Consider the following 17,843-nt stretch of genomic DNA (forward strand, 5'->3'; position numbering starts at 1 on the left):
GTTCCCCGAATGAAGCGCGTACTCGCCGCAGTGGCGACCGCCGTGGCGGCCACGCTCACCCTGACGGCGTGCGGCGGCTCGTCGGACCCGTTGGCCAACCAGCCCACCACCGGCGGCGGCTCGGCCGCCCCGGCCCCGACCGGCACCATCGTCATCGGGTCGGCGAACTTCCCGGAGAGCACGCTGCTCGCCGAGATCTACGCCAGCGCGCTGGAGGCCAAGGGCGTCAAGGTGTCCAAGAAGCTGGGCATCGGCAGCCGCGAGGCGTACTACCCGGGTCTGCAGGACGGCTCGATCGACCTGATCCCCGAGTACACCGGCTCGCTGCTGACCCACATCGACAAGAAGGCCGCGCAGACCAGCCCCGACGAGGTCTACACCGCGCTCAAGGCCGCGCTGCCGGAGAAGCTGGTCGTGCTGGACAAGTCCACCGCCGAGGACAAGGACGCGGTGGTGGTCACCAAGGAGACCGCGACCAAGCTCAACCTCAAGACCATCGAGGACTTCGCCAAGACCGGCGCGGTCACCTTCGGCGGCCCGCCCGAGTTCCAGAAGCGCACCGACGGCCTGCTCGGCCTGAAGGAGACCTACAACCTGGAGGTCTCGGAGTTCAAGTCGCTCGACGCCGGTGGCCCGCTGACCGTCGACGCGCTCAAGACCGGCGCGGTGCAGGCGGCCGACCTGTTCACCACCGACCCGGCGATCACCGCCAACGACTTCGTGGTGCTCGAGGACACGAAGAACAACTTCGCCGCGCAGAACGTGGTCCCGCTGATCACCAAGAGCAAGGCCGACGACACCGTCAAGCAGGTCCTCAACGCCATCACCGCGAAGCTGACCACCGAGATCCTGATCGAGCTCAACGGCAAGCTCAGCGCCCCGGACAAGCCGGACGCCGCCAAGGTCGCCAAGGAGTGGCTGGCCTCGGTCGGCATCTGATCACTGCTCGCGCCGCGACCGGGTCCACCCCATGATGGGGGTATGACGGACCCGGTCGCGTTGCGCGCGAGGATGTACGGCGAGGACGACCTCAGCTCGATCCCGGTGTTCGGCGGCGGGTTCATCAACTTCGGCTTCTGGCGCGACATCCCGCTTACCGGCGAGCTCACCGAGCAGGACCGGGTGCGCAGCCAACTCGACCTGTACCGGCAGGTGTACGCGGGCGTCGGTCCCGCTGACCGGGTCGTCGAGATGGGCAGCGGTCTCGGTGTGGGGGCGGCTTGGGCGCTCGAGGAGCTGGGTCCGGTGTCGATCACCGGGGTGGACCTGAACCCGGCGCAGGTGCGGCGGGCTCGGGCTCTGCAGGCTGATCGGCTCGAGTTCGTGGTGGGTGCGGCTTCGGCACTGCCGCTGCCCGAGGCGAGCGCGGATGTCGTGCTGTCGCTGGAGGCGGCGCAGCACATGGACGACCTGCGCGGGTTCGCGATCTCGGCGCACCGGGTGCTGCGACCGGGCGGGCGGTTCGTCGTCTCGACCTTCTTCGTACCGGACGCGTCGACTGTGGGACGGGTGGCGGAGCGGCTCGAGACGTTCGCCTCGGGGGTCGACCGCGAGCACCCGCTGCCCCTGTTCCTGGACGACCTGGCTTTCGCCGGGTTCACCGACGTGACTGCGACGTCGATCGGGGCGCACGTGTGGCCCGGTCTGGACCGGTGGATCGCGCAGCTCGGATTCGCCGAGGACACCTGGCCCCGCCACTGGCTGACCTCATACCGCGACGGGCTGCTGGACTACTACGTGGTCACCGCCCGCGCCTGACTGGTGCGGCTCCGGAATGCTGCGGCTTCGGTTCGTGGACTGCTGCGGCTTCGGTCTGGTGACCGCGAGGGTGCCGCAACTGGGCGGTCAAGAGCCACTTCTTGCTGGCGCTAGCTCACAACCGGGGCGTGTGGCTGTGACCATCGGATCTTTGTCTGGTCCTGCCCCGATTTTCCCACTTATGGGGTACAGAAGTTATCCACATGTGGATCTCTGCGGGGGTAGTTTCAAGATCCACTGTCGGGGGGTCCCGGTAGACTGGCCCAGGGACGCCCCCCGGAGAGGGTGGGGGCCGGGCCCAGGTTGGTGGGGGCGGCGGGGATCGTCAAGGGGGTTCGCCCGAAGGTGTGATGGGGCGGGGTTTGCGGGGGTGCCGGGACGGCTCGTTGAAGGCGCGGCGGGCGGGGGGCTGGCGCGGGTGGGGGAAGTCGCGGGGCTTGTCGGCGGGGGTGAGGTCGTGGGCGGGCGTGGTGTTGTGGGTGGGCAGGCGGGGTGCGGGGTTCGCTGAGGTGCTCTAGTCGGAAGTTGTTGTGCCACTGGATGTTGGGGCCTGGAGGCGCTTGAGAGTTCCCCGCCGCCGTGTCCTGGGGATGGAGCGGCCGTGAGGGGCTGGGCGCGGGGGTGGGGAGTCTGATCCACTGGAGATCCGGGTGGCTGGGCGCTGGGGGGCGTGGTGTTGGGGGCGTTGCGGGTCAGGGATTTTCGGTTGCTGTGGTGTGGGCGGCTGGTCAGCGCACTGGGGTCGTGGTTGCTGGTCGTCGCGGTTCCGGCGCAGGTGTTCGCGGTTACCGGGTCGTTGGTGGCGGCTGGGTTCGCGTTGGCGGTGGAGTTCTTGCCGCCGGTGCTGTTGGGGCCGGTCGCGGGGGTGGTGGCTGATCGGTGGGATCGGCGGTGGGTGATGGTGGCCGCGGACCTGGTGCGGGCCGGGGCGGTGGTGCTGCTGCTCGCGGGGGACGTGGGGGTGGTCTACCTCGCGTTGTTCGTGGAGAGCGTGGGGTCGGTGGTGTTCCGGCCCGCGGCGCAGGCGTTGGTGCCGGTGGTGGTGGGGACCGGACCGGCTTTGAGTGGTGCCAACGGGTTGAACGCGGTCACCGACGGGGTGGTTCGGCTGCTGGGGCCGCCGCTGGGTGGGGTGCTGTTCGTGGTGGCGGGGTTCGAGTGGCTGGTGTGGGTGGACTTCGCCACCTACCTCGTGTCGGCGATAGCGATCTTGCGCACGACTCCGCGACCGACGTCCACAACGGGACGGCGGCGGGTGATGCCGGAACTGCGCGCGGGAGTGGCGTTCGTCGCCGGTAATCGCGCGGTGCGGTCATTGTTGGTGGTGTCGGCGCTATTCCTCGGCGCGAACTCGTGCCTCGCCGCGATTGTCGTGCCCTATGGCATGACGGTGCTCGGCGGCAGCGCGCAAACCGGCGTGCTGATGTCCGCCCTGGGAATTGGCTTTCTCGCGGGCGGTGCCGTGCTGCCGGTGGTGGTCGACCGAATACCGATCACGTCCCTGCTCGCTATCGCCTTGGGGATGACCGGGGGTGGATTCGCGCTCCTGTTCTCGGTGGGTGCCCTGGCGGTCGCCGTGGTCGCCGCGGTGGTGATCGGGCTCGCTGGGTCAGTGGTGCTGGGGACGACGCAGACCGTGGTGCAGCGGGTCACGCCGAACCCGGTGCTGGGGCGGGTCAGCGCGGCCCTGTTCACCGCCGAGGCGATCGCGGCGTTCGCCGGGGCGGTCGTCGGGCCGCTGTTCGCGCAGGCCACGTCGTTGACCTGGGCCGGGTGGGTGGCGGGTGGGCTGACCGTGCTCAGCGGTGCGGTGGCCGCTTCCCTTGGATCACTCGATCAGGCGATGGAGCGCAGCGATCCACCGGGGTGATCGTTAACCTGGTCTGCCCGCGCGGATGCACGTGCAAGCGTGGCCAGCGGCCCACCCGGGGACCTTCACAGAGCCGACCCGGGCGGACCGCTGTCCTGGACAGGAGGGGGGAGGCTGGTGATATCAGCACCAGCCTCCCCCCTCCGCCCGCTAAGGGTGGGGACGCTTGCGGAACTGAGCGGTGAACGCCGCAATGAACGCGGCCGCCAGGGCGAGGGCGACGGGTGGGAGGACCTCAGGGGCGACCGCCCAGTAGAGCAGCAGGATGCCCGCCATGACCGCGCTCATGGTCAGCACGGTGATGGCGAAGTCGGTCCGCTCGGCCCGGCGCTCGGTGTGCCGCTCGACAGCCGCGGCTTGCCGCTCGACGACCTCGGCCACCCGGCGCAGGAACTCCTGGTCGGATTGGACGAGCGTCGGGTAGGGCCGCTCGAGCAGTGCCCGCACCAGGCGGTGGGTGGTGGCGCAGTCGGAATGGGTGCCCGGGTGTTCGGGTGGCGAGTCGCGTGCGGTGGGGTCGATCAAAGTCATCGGAATGGACGACTCCGTTTCAGGAGAAGGGTGATCCGCGCGGTGGCGGGTGTTGATCACGCGGCGCCCGGTCGGGAATGACCAGAGGTGGCGACCGCGGTGCGGGTGGGGAATCGTGATGTGTTCGTACGCACACACTATCCGGAACAGCCGTTGTGCTGAAGGCAATTGCCACCCGGGTCAACCTATTGGGTGGAAGGTAACCGAAAACGGTACCGTCGGCCCGCCAATCTGGCCGATTGCTGGCCAATAACTCACTCGAAAGAGTGGCAACCCGGTGGCGGTCAGGAACGTCGCCCACCGATCCGGGTGGCCAGTTCGGCCGCCGCGGCCAGGGTGGGTTCGGCCAACTCGGGCCACAGCTGCCCGCATTCGGTGTCGCAGTGGTGGCGGAACGTGGTGCTGATCGCGGCCACCGGGTGGCCGGTGTGGTCGAGCACGACAGCGGCAACGGAGGCAAACCCCGGTGTCACGTAACCGTCCTCGACAGCCCAACCTCGCCTGCGTTCCGTGGTGAGCAACCCCCGTAGAGCCGGGAGGTGCACAGGTCCGCGACCGGTGCGGTCGACGAAAGCGGCGCGGGTCGGGAAGAGCGCGCGGACTTGCGCGGGCGGTAGGTACGCCAACATCGCGCGGCCGGACGCGGGCAGGTGTGCGGGAAGTCGGACGCCGACCTCGGTCACCACCGTGTGCGGGTGTCGGGGCTGTTCGCGAAGCAGATAGAGCGCCTCACGACCGTGCAGTACGCCTAGATGCGCCGTGTGGCCCGTGCGTTCTATCAGCCGCGACAGCACTGGGCGGGCAAGCCGCTCCAGCGGGTCGTGCCGCAGGTAGGCCGACCCCAACTCGAACGCGCCGAGGCCGAGGGCGTAGCGGCGCTCCTCGGGCAGGTGCGTGACGAAACCGGCTTCGACCAACTCCGCGAGCAGGTGGTAGACGGTGGACCTGGGCAGCCCGAGCTCCCTGGCGACGGCAGCCGCCGCCACCGGACCCGCCTTCCCCGCCAGCAGCCGCAGCACGGCGAGCCCGCGGCGGAGAGCAGGCACATCGCTGCTGGCACCCATGGGCACCCACCCTACGACGAGACTCAACAGATCCGGTCCAGCACGCGTTGACAGGGCGGAAAGGGGGCGGATGTGACCTTTGATGAGTTCCTCGCGCACCGGCTGGACGGCCTCTTGCGCTACGCCACCACGCTTACCTGCGACCCGCACCAAGCGCAGGACATCGTGCAAGAGGTCGTGTTGCGCGCGCAGCAGCGGTGGGGGCGGATCGGGCAGGTAGAGCAACCTGGCGCCTACGTCACCAAGATGGTGACCAACGAGTTCCTGTCGTGGCGACGCCGACGACGAGACATCTCGATCGCGCCCCAGGCGATGGGGCAACTGGGGGCCGCTACGGCAGACCACGCCAGCCGCGTAGACGACCGGCAGGTCCTACTGGCGGGCATCGCCCAGTTGCCGCGCAAGCAACGAGCCGCGGTGGTGCTGCGCTACTACCTGAACCGCACCGACGACCAGATCGCCGACGAACTCGGTTGCTCTATCGGCACCGTGCGCAGCCATGTCTCCCGCGCCGTCGCGACGTTGCGGGCGGGTCTTACGAGCATCGAACGAGTGGAGGAGGTCCGATGAGGACGGATGAGTTCGAGGGCCTCTTGCGGGACGCCCTAGACCACCAGGCAGCGCAAGCACCGAGCGGCGCGCGCGTCCTGGCCGCGTTGGCACCACGGTCCCGCCGCCGGTGGTGGATACCTGTGGGAGGCGTGGTCGCCGCGGCGTTGGTCGGTATCGCGATGCTGCCCACGGGTGAGCAGAACCAGCAGGTAGCGCCAGGGACGAGCCTTGGCGTCACCTCACCCGCCGCGGCAGGGCAGCTGGTCTGGGAACCCGCATGGGTGCCGCCCGGCATGGTGGAGCGGGAGCGCTCGGCAGGCCCCGACGGCCCGTGGTCCGCGTCGAAGTGGTCGAGTGGATCGGCTACGACAGCTCCCCAGGTGAACGTCATGGTCACCGAGTTGAGCCAAGACGATCAGATGGGACCGGACGCCTCCCGCGAGCAGGTGGTGGTCAACGGTCACCCCGGCCAGTGGTACGACAACGACAACGGCCACGACGAGTACATGATCGCCTGGTGGACCGGCTCGAAGCGCTTCACGGTGACCTCTTACGCGATCCCCGAGCCCCGGCCGGTCCTGCTCCGGGTCGCGGAATCGCTGCGCGCCGCCGTCGGCGAGCCGGTCCAAGTGCCGATCACGATGCCCGAGCTGCCCGGCACCGTGCACGGCTGGGTTGGCGTCCGTGGCGATCAGCCCGACCAGGCGGTGATGTTCTCCCAGGTCTACCTCGACCGCGTGGGCACCGTGCGCGCCGAGGTCCGCCCGGAGCGGCCGAGCACCGAGGGAACGCGCGTCCCGGTACGGGGTGGCGACGGCTGGTGGTACCGGGTGGGTGCGGCGGACCCGAACGAGCCGACCGAGGTGCTGATGGCCGACCTGGGTGGTCGGTGGCTGGTGGTCAGCTTCGCCCCCTACGACCCGCACGACGCCACTGAGCGGCTGGACCTGCTCACCACCGTGGCCAACTCGGTCACCGCGGGTTCCACCCCGGCCGCGCCCTGGCTCGGCCGGACACCGTAAGAGGCCGGGCACCGTAAGAACCGGCGGCACCGCACACTCCACATACCGCCGTGCTCGGGCGTTGTATGGGCGAGAGGGGGTGTGCGGTGCCGACGACCTTCGAGCAGTACGTGCACGACAACGCCCGCGACCTGCTGCGGTACGCGACCGCGCTGTCCTGCGACCCACACACGGCGCAGGACATCGTGCAGTCGGTGTTGATGCGGGCCGCGCAGCGGTGGTCGGGTATCGAGCAGTTGGCGGTGCCCGGCGCCTACGTGCACCGGATGGTGACCAACGAGTTCCTGTCCTGGCGCAGGCGGGCCGTGCGGACGGTGTCGCTGCCGCAAGGGGTGCTCGACGCGGTGACGCCGCCGTACCCGGACGAGACCGACGCGGTCGACCAGCGGCAACTGGTGTTCCAGGGCATCGCGCTGCTGCCGCGCAAGCAACGGGCGGCGATAGTGCTGCGGTACTACGCCAACCGGACGTTCGCGGAGATCGCCGGTGAGCTCGGCTGTTCAGAGGCCACCGCGCGCAGTCACATCTCTCGCGGATTGGCTGCCCTAAGAGACCGGATCCCGGCGCTAGAGCGTGCGAAGGAGGCGTTGTGAAGACCGACGAGCTGGAGACCCTGGTCCGAGACGCCCTCGGTGATCACGCCGACCGCGCCCACGAGCCTGCCGACACGATCGCTGCAGTGCTGGCTCCTAGTCGTCGTCGACCGGTGGTCGCCTACGTCGCCGCCGCCGTCGTAGCGCTACTCCTTCTGGTGGTGGCGCCGATAATGCTCAAGGACAAGAACCAGGGGACGCTTCTCACTGGCTCTATGCCGATGCTGGCGCCGGCGCCGCTGACCGTGCCCGCGCGCACCGGCCCGACCTGGCTGCCCGATGGTCTAGTCGAGGTGGACCGCATAACCACACCCAACGGCCAGGTGCTGCGCCGCACGTGGGCGCGTACGGTGCCGTACCGACCGTACGCGGACGCCGGGGTCAGCGTGACGATCGCGCGTACGGGCAATGCCGATTGGTGGATGGACCCCTGCTACGACAAGAGCGAGCCGGTGGACGTCAACGGTCTCCCCGGCACGCTGCACTCCGCGGGGCCAGGTCCCCGGGAGTCCTGCCTCCTGTTCGACCTCGACGTGGTCACCCACGTGCGGGTGGCGGTCACCAACGTCCCGGACGAGAAGGCGGTGGCACTGCGGATCGCCCGCTCGATCAGCCCGGTCAGCTCACCCCCACTGGTGGTCGCCGCCGAGTTCGGCCCGCTGCCCGCCGAGTTCGACACCGTCCTGCTCAGCGTGGCCAAGACCCCGAACGGCGTCAGCACCCAGTTGACGGCCGCGCCCGAGGCCGGTGGGGACAGCGTGACCGTCGAGTGGACCGACGAGCGGGTGGACCCGGAGCGCACGAACGGCTACCCGGTGACCGTGCGGGGCAGGCGTGCCACGTTCTACCCGATGTCCCAGACCAGCGGTGACCAGCTCTGGACCGACTTCGGCGACAAGCGCCTGCTCGTCGAGTACCGCGGCAGCACCCAGCTGCGCCCGGAGCGCGAGGTGTGGGTGATGGGTATCGCGGAGTCGGTGTCCATCGGGAGCGACCCCAACGACTGGATCGGGCAGCGGTAGCCGGTGACAATGTCTGGGGTACCAGACACTGTCACCCGATCCTGGGTCGTGCGCGGGCGGGGATAGCGCTGTGATGACCCCATGGAACCTGTTGCGCTCGACGGCGGTCCGCTGACCGCCGGGGACGTGGTCGCGGTCGCCCGCGGTGGTGTCGGGGTGGCGCTCACCCCCGGGGCGCTCGAGGGCGTCGCCGCGACCAGGGCGCACATCGAGAAGCTCGCCGACGCGACCGAACCCACCTACGGCGTGTCCACCGGGTTCGGCGCGCTGGCGGTCCGGCACATCCCGGTCGAGCGGCGGGCCGCGCTGCAGCGGTCGCTGATCCGCTCGCACGCCGCCGGTGCCGGGCCGGAGGTGGAGCCCGAGGTGGTCCGGGCGCTGATGCTGCTGCGGCTGCGCACCCTGGCCACCGGCCGCACCGGGGTCCGGCAGTCCACTGTGGAGACCCTGGCCGCCGTGCTCAACGCCGGGATCTTGCCGGTGGTGCACGAGCACGGCTCGCTCGGCTGCTCCGGTGACCTCGCCCCGCTCTCGGCCGTCGCGCTCGCGCTCATGGGCGAGGGGCAGGTCCGCTACCACGGTGAACTCCGCCCGGCGGCCGACGCGCTCGCCGAGGCGGGCATCGAGCCGGTCGCGCTGGTCGAGAAGGAGGGCCTCGCGCTGATCAACGGCACCGACGGCATGCTCGGCATGCTGGTGCTCGCGATCGCCGACCTGCGGCGGCTGCTCGACGTCGCCGACCTCACCGCCGCGATGAGCGTGGAGGCGCTGCTGGGCACCGACCGGGTGTTCGCCGCCGATCTGCAGGCGCTGCGCCCGCACCCCGGTCAGGCCGAGTCCGCCGCGCGGATGACCGCGTTCCTGGCCGACTCGCCGATCATGGCCAGCCACCGCGGTCCGGACTGCCCCCGCGTCCAGGACGCGTACTCGCTGCGCTGCACACCCCAGGTGCACGGCGCCGCCCGCGACACCGTCGCGCACGCCGAACTCGTCGCGGGCCGGGAGCTGTCCGCCGCCATCGACAACCCGGTGGTCCTGCCGGACGGCCGGGTCGAGTCCAACGGCAACTTCCACGGCGCCCCGGTCGCCTACGTGCTGGACTTCCTGGCCATCCCGGTCGCCGACGTGGCGAGCATCGCCGAGCGGCGCACCGACCGGATGCTGGACGTGGCCCGCTCGCACGGCCTGCCGCCGTTCCTCGCGCACGACCCGGGCGTCGACTCCGGGCACATGATCGCCCAGTACACCCAGGCCGCCGTGGTCGCCGAGCTCAAGCGGCTGGCCGTGCCCGCCTCCGTCGACTCCATCCCGAGCTCGGCGATGCAGGAGGACCACGTCTCGCTCGGCTGGTCGGCGGCCCGCAAGCTGCGCAAGGCCGTCGACGGGCTCACCACCGTGCTGGCCGTGGAGTACCTCACCGCCGCCCGCGCGCTCGACTTCCGCGCCCCGCTCACCCCCGCGCCCGCCACGGCCGCCGCCGTCGCCCTGCTGCGCGAGCACGTCCCCGGTCCCGGCCCGGACCGGCACCTGGCCCCCGAGATCGCCGCCGCTGAAGACCTGATCCGTTCCGGCGCCCTGGTGGACGCCGTGCAGAGGAGGACCGCGTGACCACCCCCGGACCCCGTCCCGTGCGCGCCGCGCGCGGCACCACGCTGACCGCGCGCAACTGGCAGACCGAGGCCGCGCTGCGCATGTTCCACAACAACCTCGACGCCGAGGTGGCCGAGCGCCCCGACGACCTCGTGGTCTACGGCGGCACCGGCAAGGCGGCCCGCAACTGGGCCAGCTTCGAGGCGATCAGCCGGGAGCTGACCACGCTCGCCGAGGACGAGACGCTGCTGGTGCAGTCGGGCAAGCCGGTCGGCGTCATGCGGACCCACGAGTGGGCGCCCCGGGTGCTGATCGCCAACTCCAACCTGGTCGGCGACTGGGCGACCTGGCCGGAGTTCCGCCGCCTGGAGGCCGCCGGGCTCACCATGTACGGGCAGATGACCGCCGGGTCGTGGATCTACATCGGCACCCAGGGCATCCTGCAGGGCACCTACGAGACCTTCGCCGCCGTCGCCGCCAAGCGGTTCGGCGGGTCGCTGCGCGGGACGCTGACGCTGACCGCGGGCCTGGGCGGCATGGGTGGCGCGCAACCGCTTGCGGTGACGATGAACGGCGGCGTCGCGCTGGTCGTCGAGGTCGACCCGGTGCGCGCGCGGCGCCGGGTGGAGACCCGCTACCTGGACGAGCTCGCGCTGGACCTCGACGACGCGGTGGCGCGGGTGGAGCGGGCCAAGCGCGAGGGCGAGGCGCTGTCGGTCGGCGTGATCGGCAACGCCGCCGAGGTGCTGCCCGAGCTGCTGCGCCGGGGCGTCGAGGTCGACATCGTCACCGATCAGACCTCCGCGCACGACCCGCTGGCGTACCTGCCGCGCGGCATCGACCTGGCCGACTGGTCGGACTACGCGGCGAAGAAGCCCGACGAGTTCACCGACCGGTCCCGCGACTCGATGGCCGAGCACGTGGAGGCCATGGTCGGGTTCATGGACGCGGGCGCGGAGGTGTTCGACTACGGCAACTCCATCCGCGGCGAGGCGAAGCTGGGCGGGTACGACCGGGCGTTCGACTTCCCCGGGTTCGTCCCCGCCTACATCCGGCCGCTGTTCTGCGAGGGCAAGGGCCCGTTCCGCTGGGCCGCGCTGTCCGGGGAGGCCTCCGACATCGCCGCGACCGACCGGGCGATCCTGGAGTTGTTCCCGGACAACGAGCCGCTCGAGCGGTGGATCCGGATGGCGGGCGAACGCGTTGCCTTCCAAGGGCTCCCGGCGCGCATCTGCTGGCTCGGGTACGGGGAGCGGCACGAGGCCGGGCTGCGGTTCAACGAGATGGTCGCCTCCGGTGAGCTCGCCGCGCCGGTCGTGATCGGCCGCGACCACTTGGACTGCGGCTCGGTCGCCTCCCCGTACCGCGAGACCGAGGCGATGGCCGACGGCTCCGACGCGATCGCGGACTGGCCGCTGCTCAACGCGCTGGTCAACACCGCGTCCGGGGCCAGCTGGGTGTCCATCCACCACGGCGGCGGGGTCGGCATCGGCCGGTCCATCCACGCCGGGCAGGTCACCGTGGCCGACGGGACCGCGCTGGCCGGGCAGAAGATCGAGCGGGTGCTCACCAACGACCCGGCCATGGGCGTGATCCGGCACGTCGACGCGGGCTACGACCGAGCGGACGAGGTCGCCGCCGAACGCGGTGTCGCCGTGCCGATGGCGCGGTCGTGACCAGCCTCGCCGACATCGCGGGGGTCGGCACCGACCCCCGCCGGGGCGGCTACTCGCGGCACGGGTTCGACCGGGTCGAGCTGGAGCTGCGGACCTGGTTCACCGAGGAGGCCGGTCGGCGCGGGCTCTCGGTCGAGTGCGACCGGAACGGGAACCTGTGGGCGTGGTGGGGCGCTCCGGGGGACGGGGCTGTGGTCACCGGGAGCCACCTGGACTCGGTGCCCGGGGGCGGTGCGTTCGATGGGCCGCTCGGTGTGGTGTCGGCGTTGGAAGCTGTGGATATTTTGCGGGCCAAGGGGTTCGTGCCGGGTAAACCCTTCGCGGTGGTGGTGTTCGCGGAGGAGGAAGGTGGGCGGTTCGGGGTCGCTTGCCTCGGGTCGCGGTTGTTGACTGGTGCCATTGCGCCGGATGCGGCGTTGCGACTGTCTGATTCGGACGGTGTGACGTTGGCTGAGGCGGTGCGGGCGGCGGGGCTGGATCCCGCGGGGTTCGGGCCGGACGCCGAGGCGCTGCGGCGCATCGGGGTGTTCGTCGAGCTGCACGTAGAGCAGGGGCGCGGGCTGGTCGACCTCGGGGTGCCGGTCGGGGTCGCGAGTTCGATCCTGGCGCACGGGCGGTGGCGGTTCAGCATCAGCGGGGAGGGCAACCACGCCGGTGCCACGCTGATGGTCGACCGGCGAGACCCGATGGTGGCCGCCGCTCAGGTCGTGTTGGCGGCCCGCCGGGCGGCGACCTCCGTTGACGGTGCCCGGGCAACGGTGGGGCGGCTGATTCCCAACCCTGGCGGGACGAACGTCATTCCGTCCAGTGTGGACCTGTGGCTGGACGCGCGGGCTGATGATGACGCGCGGACCCGGGCGGTGGTCGCGGAGATCAGTGCCGCCGCGTCGGAGGTCGCTGCCGAGGAGGGATGCTCGGTGACGGTGTCCGAAGAGTCCTATGGGGAAACTGTGGTGTTCGACGCTGGTCTGCGGGACAAGGTCTCCGACGTGCTCGGGGGTGTCCCGGCGTTGCCGTCGGGGGCGGGGCACGACGCGGGCATCCTTGCTGGGCACGTGCCGACGGCGATGCTGTTCGTGCGCAACCCGACCGGCGTGAGCCACGCGCCGGAGGAGTTCGCCGAGGCCGACGACTGCGCGGCGGGGGTCGTCGCGCTGGCGTCGGTGTTGGAGGAGTTGGCGAGGTGACCGCGTACTGGTGCGCATCGGCCTGGCTGCCGGACGGGGTGGCGACCGGGGTGCTGGTCGACGTTGCCGACGGCGTGATCACCTCGGTGACGCAGTCCGACCCGGGGGACGCTACGGTGCTGCCCGGGATCGTGTTCCCCGGGTTCGCCAACGCCCACTCGCACGCGTTCCACCGGGGCCTGCGCGGCCGAACCCACGGCGACGGCGGCACGTTCTGGACCTGGCGCGACCGCATGTACGACCTCGCCGACCGCCTCGACCCCGACTCGTACTACCTGCTGGCCCGCGCCGCCTACGCCGAGATGGCCCTCTCCGGCATCACCTGCGTCGGCGAGTTCCACTACCTGCACCACGCCCCCGGCGGCGCCCGGTACGACGACCAGAACGCCATGGGCCACGCGGTGATCCAGGCGGCTCGGGACGCGGGCATCCGGATCACGCTGCTGGACACGTGCTACTTGGCAGGCGGCATCGGGAAGTCGGTTTCCCAGCAGCAGCAACGGTTCTCCGACGGGGACGTGCTGTCGTGGGCCGCACGCGTCGCGGATCTCAGTCCCAGCCCGGACTCCCGCATCGGCGCGGCGATCCACTCGGTGCGCGCCGTACCCCTGGACGCGCTGCCGGTCGTGGCCGGGTTCGGCGGTCCGGTCCACGTGCACCTGTCCGAGCAACCCGCGGAGAACGAGGCCTGCCTCGCCGCGTACGGCCGCACCCCGACCCAGGTCCTGGCCGACGCGGGCGCCCTCGGCCCCCGCCTCACCGCCGTCCACGCCACCCACCTCACCGCCGACGACATCCACCTCCTCGGCACCTCCGGCACCGGCGCCTGCTTCTGCCCGACGACGGAAGCCGACCTGGCCGACGGGATCGGCCCGGCCCGCGCCCTCGCCGACGCGGGCTCCCCCCTGTCCCTCGGCAGCGACCAGCACGCCGTCGTCGACATGCTCCTCGAAGCCCGCGCCCTGGAACACGGCGAACGCCTCCGCACCGGCCACCGCGGCCGCTTCACCCCCGCCGACCTGGTCACCGCCATGACCGCCCACACCAGCATCGGCTGGCCAGAAGCAGGCCGAATCGCCGTCGGCGCCCCCGCGGACCTCGTCGCCGTCCGCCTGGACTCCGTGCGGACCGCCGGGTCACTGCCGGAACAGGCGGTGCTGGCGGCCACAGCGTCTGATGTGGACACAGTGGTGGTGGGTGGCCGGGTCGTGGTGCGCTCGGGTGAGCACGTGCTGGGTGATGTGGGCGAGTTGCTGATGGAGGCAATCGGATGAGTGTGTTGGTGACCAACTTGGGGGAGCTGACCACCAACGATCCCGAGTTGGGGGTGGTGAGTGACGCGGCGGTCGTGCTGGATGGGGATCGGGTCGCTTGGGTGGGGAAGGCCAAGGGGGCGCCGGAAGCGGACTCCCGGGTTGACGCTGAGGGGCGTGCGGGGCTGCCGGGGTGGGTGGACAGTCATACGCACCTGGTGTTCGCGGGGGATCGGACCGCGGAGTTCGGGGCGCGGATGGCTGGGGAGCCGTACACCGCCGGGGGGATCGCGGTGACGGTGGCGGCGACCAGGGCGGCGGGTGACGACCAGCTGCGCGCGGGGTTGCGCAAGCACGTGGCCGAGGCCGTGGCGCAGGGCACGACCTGCATCGAGACCAAGACCGGCTACGGGTTGACCGTCGCCGACGAGGTCCGGTCGGCGCGGTTGGCGGCCGAGTTCGCCGACGAGGTCACCTACCTTGGCGCGCACCTCGTCCCCCCGGGCGCCGACCCGGACGAGTACACCGACCTGGCCGCCGGGGAGATGCTCGACGCTGTGGCGCCGCACGTGCGGTGGGCGGACGTGTTCTGCGAGACCGGCGCGTTCGACGAGGCGCAGTCCCGGCGGGTGCTCAAGGCCGCCGCCGCGCGTGGGCTCGGACTGCGGGTGCACGGCAACCAGCTCGGCCCCGGACCCGGCGTCCGACTCGCGGTGGAACTGGGCGCGGCGAGCGTCGACCACTGCACGCACCTGACCGGGTCTGATGTGGACGCACTGGCGGGCTCAGACACCGTCGCCACCCTGCTCCCCGCGTGCGACCTGTCCACCCGCCAGCCGCTGCCGGATGCCCGACGCTTGCTCGACGCCGGTGCCACCATCGCCTTGGCCAGCAACTGCAACCCCGGCTCGTCCTACACCTCGTCGATGGCCTTCTGCGTTGCCACCGCCGTACTCCAAATGCGACTCTCGGTCCCCGAGGCGATCCGCGCCGCCACCCTCGGCGGCGCCCAAGCCCTGCGCCGCACCGACGTCGGCATCCTGTGCCCCGGCGCCCGAGCCGACCTCCACCTCCTCGACGCCCCCTCCGCCACCCACCTCGCCTACCGCCCCGGCGTCCCCCTCACCTGGGCCGTCTGGCGCTCAGGCTCTCCGGCGCGTCCGCCGCGAGGATGATCACCTCACTGCGCTCCCGCTTCCCACTGCGCCACTGATCCCACAACGTCGCCGCCGCCGCGAGCTTGTACAGCACGGCTGGCTTGTCGACGTCCGTAGCGACCATCAGTGCCATCATTCGCATGCGCCTCGCGCGGCTCGGGCTGAGTGAACCGGTCGTGTCCCAGTCGGACACCATGTCCTGCAACAGCTTCAACGTGGCTATCGACCAGGGTTGTTGCCTGTGCCCCGTGTCGTACAGCTGCGGTACCACGGTGCCGACGTCGCCGATCGGCTCGGGGTGCCACGTCGTCTCACGGGCCTGCTGGAGGACCTGTTCCCAGACCAGGCGCATCAGCGCGGTTGCCTCCGCGCCGTCACCTTGCTCGGTGAGAAAGGCTTGGTCGGATTCGTGTTGTTCCGTGAAGAAGGTGGTGAACAGGATCCCGATCCCCACCCGGTGCGCGGAGATGTCAGTGGTGCTCCATCGCATCAGAGCCCGCATTCGGTCCGGCCTCAGGTCTTCTCGCGCCGCGTTCAGCACCTCGTCAAGAGTGACCAACCGCGGGCTGGGGCCGTGCGACCACGGCACGAGTGTGTGCGCCCGCGTATCCACGATCCACACGGACAGGGACTTCACTATGGGGAGAACAGTGGGATCGTCCAGATCGGCGGCCTGCGCAAGGCGGAATCGATAGGGCGACGAGGAGGTACGCCATAGCGACTCCACGAATTCCAGTGCGTCGAGCGCATCCATCCCCCGCGCAGGCTCATCTCCAGTGCCCTTGACGCCAGGTGAGGCTTGTAGCAGGCGGTACAACGCCGCCGGGACCGGATTGCGGCACACCAGTACTCCGCTTTCGGTGCGCACCACAGATCGGGCGTGCCGGGCCATCATGGCCTGCACCACCTTGCCCCGGAGTTCGGGGTCGTTCGCCGCAGCGTCCACGACGCTGTCCAATTCGGACCGCAGCCTCTCGTCCAGCTCCACCCCCTCCGCGACGCAATCCAACGCCAGACCGAGCGCCGCGGACGTGCGGGAAGTGAGGCAGGCCTCGACTACTGGATCGGCGTCGGACCCGGCCACGTACAGCAGAGTCGTCTCCCGCCACCAGTCGTCGTCCACCGCGTTGTACAGGGTGTCGATCAGGTTCTTCTCGCGGATGTAGGCGGCGGCGAGGTATTCCTGGAAAGTCAAGTGCGCGAAGGCGAACTGGTCCCGTTCCCACTCGACGAGCATGCCGTCGGACACGATCCGGGCGAGGTGCCCTTCGGCGTCGAGCGGGGTGGACAGCCGTCGCAGCAGGCGGTCGAACTCGGCCAGGAGCACCTCGCGCGGCAGTTGGCGCACGCCGTTGGTCATCATCAGGTACGCCAAAGACCGCAGCAGCACCATCTTGTGCCGGTTGTTGCCGACGGCGACCAGCTTCTTGGCCTCGTCGCGGTGCCACAGCACGACCTCGCAGATCTCCCGGTAGAGATCCGCCCGCGAGCCGGGTAGCGCGCCGCGGAACTGGTGCACCGTGGCGATCATGGTGAGCAGCAACGGGTTCACCGTGAGGTCACCCAGCGCCGGGGCGCTGTCCAGGCGGGTGAGCAGGTCCTCGGCCTCCTCCGCGGCGCGCTCCTCGGCGTCCTGGGTGATCGTGCCTGCAACCGCGCGGTACCAGCCGTGCACGAACTCGCGGACCTGCGTCGGGGTGAACGGCCGCACCTGCAAAACCACCGCACCATCTACGGGCGCGTCCTGGAAACCCTGCCGCCGGGAGGTGAGTACGAAGTCGTTGTCCGGGAACGCGGTGATCTGCCGCTCGACCCACGCCGACACCGACCGGCGGTCCTCCGACCTGGCCACCTCGTCGAGCCCGTCGAGCATCACCACGCACCGGCCGGAGCGCAGCCTGCGGGCGACCCACTCGTGCGGGTCGGCCAGGTCGTACCTGGCCAGCGTGCCGGTCACGATCTCGGGCAGGCTCGCGCCGCGCAGGATCTCGGTGAGGTGGTCGCGCAGGAACAGCAGGATCGGGGTGCCGGTGTCGCAGATGGCACGGGCGGTCTTGCGCAACAGGGTCGTCTTGCCGCTGCCCGGCCCGCCGAGCACCGCGAGCACCTGCGGGGTCTCGGAGCTGAGGAAGTGGTCGAGCGGCCACCGCCCCTGGACGGCCTCCGGCAACCCCGCCAGCACGTCGGTACCCACCCGGTGCGGAGCCCGCCGCACCAGCCCGACGTCGACGTACACCTTGTCCAATTCCAGGCTGGAGTGGCTCGCCGTCTGCAACCCCTTGAGGTCGACGTAACGCAAACCGCGGCGGACGCGAGCGAGGTACTCCTGCTCGAACAGTTCGTCCGGGGTCAGGCTCGGTGACGGGGCCGGCCGGGATGTGCGGCGCCAGATCATCACCGTCACGCCGAGGGCCAAGGCTCCAATTGCTGTCGCGAGCACCGACATCAAACTGTCCACGCGCGGGGCCCCTTCCTGTGGTACCCCGTACGATCCCACACCCGACCTGGAGTTGGTCCGGGGTTGGCGCCCGGACCCAACGGTGACAAGCGACCTGGAGCTGGTCCGGG

Annotated in this window: 15 protein-coding genes; 12 read left to right on the forward strand and 3 right to left on the reverse strand. The window is 70.8% G+C overall.

All coding sequences use genetic code 11. The features are described 5' to 3' along the window. Positions 1-9 precede the first annotated feature (9 nt). The 3 genes from LV79_RS09395 (at position 10) to LV79_RS09405 (ending at position 3,628) form a co-directional block, all read left to right on the forward strand. Positions 10-939 (forward strand): ABC transporter substrate-binding protein, encoded by a 930-nt coding sequence (locus LV79_RS09395; RefSeq protein ID WP_253834160.1) that lies wholly within the window; start codon positions 10-12, stop codon positions 937-939. A gap of 42 nt (positions 940-981) precedes the next feature. Beyond that, positions 982-1,758, forward strand: coding sequence for a class I SAM-dependent methyltransferase (locus LV79_RS09400; RefSeq protein WP_253834162.1), 777 nt, complete (start codon positions 982-984; stop codon positions 1,756-1,758). Positions 1,759-2,431: 673 nt separating this feature from the next. After that, on the forward strand, positions 2,432-3,628 hold the full coding sequence (locus LV79_RS09405; protein WP_285469431.1) for an MFS transporter: 1,197 nt from the start codon (positions 2,432-2,434) through the stop codon (positions 3,626-3,628). A 150-nt stretch (positions 3,629-3,778) separates the two neighbouring features. On the opposite strand, the gene LV79_RS09410 is transcribed toward LV79_RS09405, so the two are convergent. Further along, positions 3,779-4,159 (reverse strand): hypothetical protein, encoded by a 381-nt coding sequence (locus tag LV79_RS09410; RefSeq protein ID WP_253834166.1) that lies wholly within the window; start codon positions 4,157-4,159, stop codon positions 3,779-3,781. Between the two features lie 284 nt (positions 4,160-4,443). After that, positions 4,444-5,223, reverse strand: coding sequence for an IclR family transcriptional regulator (locus LV79_RS09415; RefSeq protein WP_253834167.1), 780 nt, complete (start codon positions 5,221-5,223; stop codon positions 4,444-4,446). A gap of 72 nt (positions 5,224-5,295) precedes the next feature. Between LV79_RS09415 and LV79_RS09420 the strand changes: the two genes are divergently transcribed. The 9 genes from LV79_RS09420 to hutI all read left to right on the forward strand — a co-directional run bounded on the left by LV79_RS09420 (position 5,296) and on the right by hutI (position 15,293). Further along, positions 5,296-5,793, forward strand: a complete 498-nt coding sequence (locus tag LV79_RS09420; protein WP_253834168.1) for a SigE family RNA polymerase sigma factor — start codon at positions 5,296-5,298, stop codon at positions 5,791-5,793. Next, positions 5,790-6,797: a hypothetical protein gene (locus tag LV79_RS09425; RefSeq protein ID WP_253834169.1), complete on the forward strand. Its 1,008-nt coding sequence runs from the start codon at positions 5,790-5,792 to the stop codon at positions 6,795-6,797. The genes LV79_RS09420 and LV79_RS09425 overlap by 4 nt, the downstream gene beginning before the upstream one ends. A gap of 86 nt (positions 6,798-6,883) precedes the next feature. Then, entirely contained in the window at positions 6,884-7,390 is a 507-nt protein-coding gene (locus tag LV79_RS09430) for an RNA polymerase sigma factor (protein ID WP_372495293.1), read from the forward strand. Beyond that, complete coding sequence (locus tag LV79_RS09435) at positions 7,387-8,412, forward strand: hypothetical protein (RefSeq protein WP_253834171.1); 1,026 nt, start codon at positions 7,387-7,389, stop codon at positions 8,410-8,412. Before LV79_RS09430 ends, LV79_RS09435 begins: the two co-directional genes overlap by 4 nt. 81 nt (positions 8,413-8,493) lie before the next feature. Continuing rightward, entirely contained in the window at positions 8,494-10,020 is a 1,527-nt protein-coding gene (gene hutH, locus LV79_RS09440) for a histidine ammonia-lyase (protein ID WP_253834172.1), read from the forward strand. After that, the gene (gene hutU, locus LV79_RS09445) at positions 10,017-11,678 is read left to right on the forward strand and encodes a urocanate hydratase (protein ID WP_253834176.1); all 1,662 of its coding nucleotides are present in this window, start codon (positions 10,017-10,019) and stop codon (positions 11,676-11,678) included. Before hutH ends, hutU begins: the two co-directional genes overlap by 4 nt. Then, the gene (locus LV79_RS09450; RefSeq protein ID WP_253834178.1) at positions 11,675-12,865 is read left to right on the forward strand and encodes an allantoate amidohydrolase; all 1,191 of its coding nucleotides are present in this window, start codon (positions 11,675-11,677) and stop codon (positions 12,863-12,865) included. Before hutU ends, LV79_RS09450 begins: the two co-directional genes overlap by 4 nt. Further along, positions 12,862-14,139, forward strand: coding sequence for a formimidoylglutamate deiminase (locus LV79_RS09455; RefSeq protein ID WP_253834180.1), 1,278 nt, complete (start codon positions 12,862-12,864; stop codon positions 14,137-14,139). The genes LV79_RS09450 and LV79_RS09455 overlap by 4 nt, the downstream gene beginning before the upstream one ends. Then, positions 14,136-15,293 (forward strand): imidazolonepropionase, encoded by a 1,158-nt coding sequence (gene hutI, locus LV79_RS09460; protein WP_253834182.1) that lies wholly within the window; start codon positions 14,136-14,138, stop codon positions 15,291-15,293. Before LV79_RS09455 ends, hutI begins: the two co-directional genes overlap by 4 nt. On the opposite strand, the gene LV79_RS09465 is transcribed toward hutI, so the two are convergent. Beyond that, complete coding sequence (locus LV79_RS09465) at positions 15,241-17,733, reverse strand: NACHT domain-containing protein (protein ID WP_253834184.1); 2,493 nt, start codon at positions 17,731-17,733, stop codon at positions 15,241-15,243. The two genes, hutI and LV79_RS09465, sit on opposite strands and share 53 nt — an antisense overlap. Positions 17,734-17,843 lie beyond the last annotated feature (110 nt).

Origin of the sequence: Actinokineospora globicatena, assembly GCF_024171945.1 — a bacterium.
In the GTDB taxonomy this organism is placed as follows: domain Bacteria; phylum Actinomycetota; class Actinomycetes; order Mycobacteriales; family Pseudonocardiaceae; genus Actinokineospora; species Actinokineospora globicatena.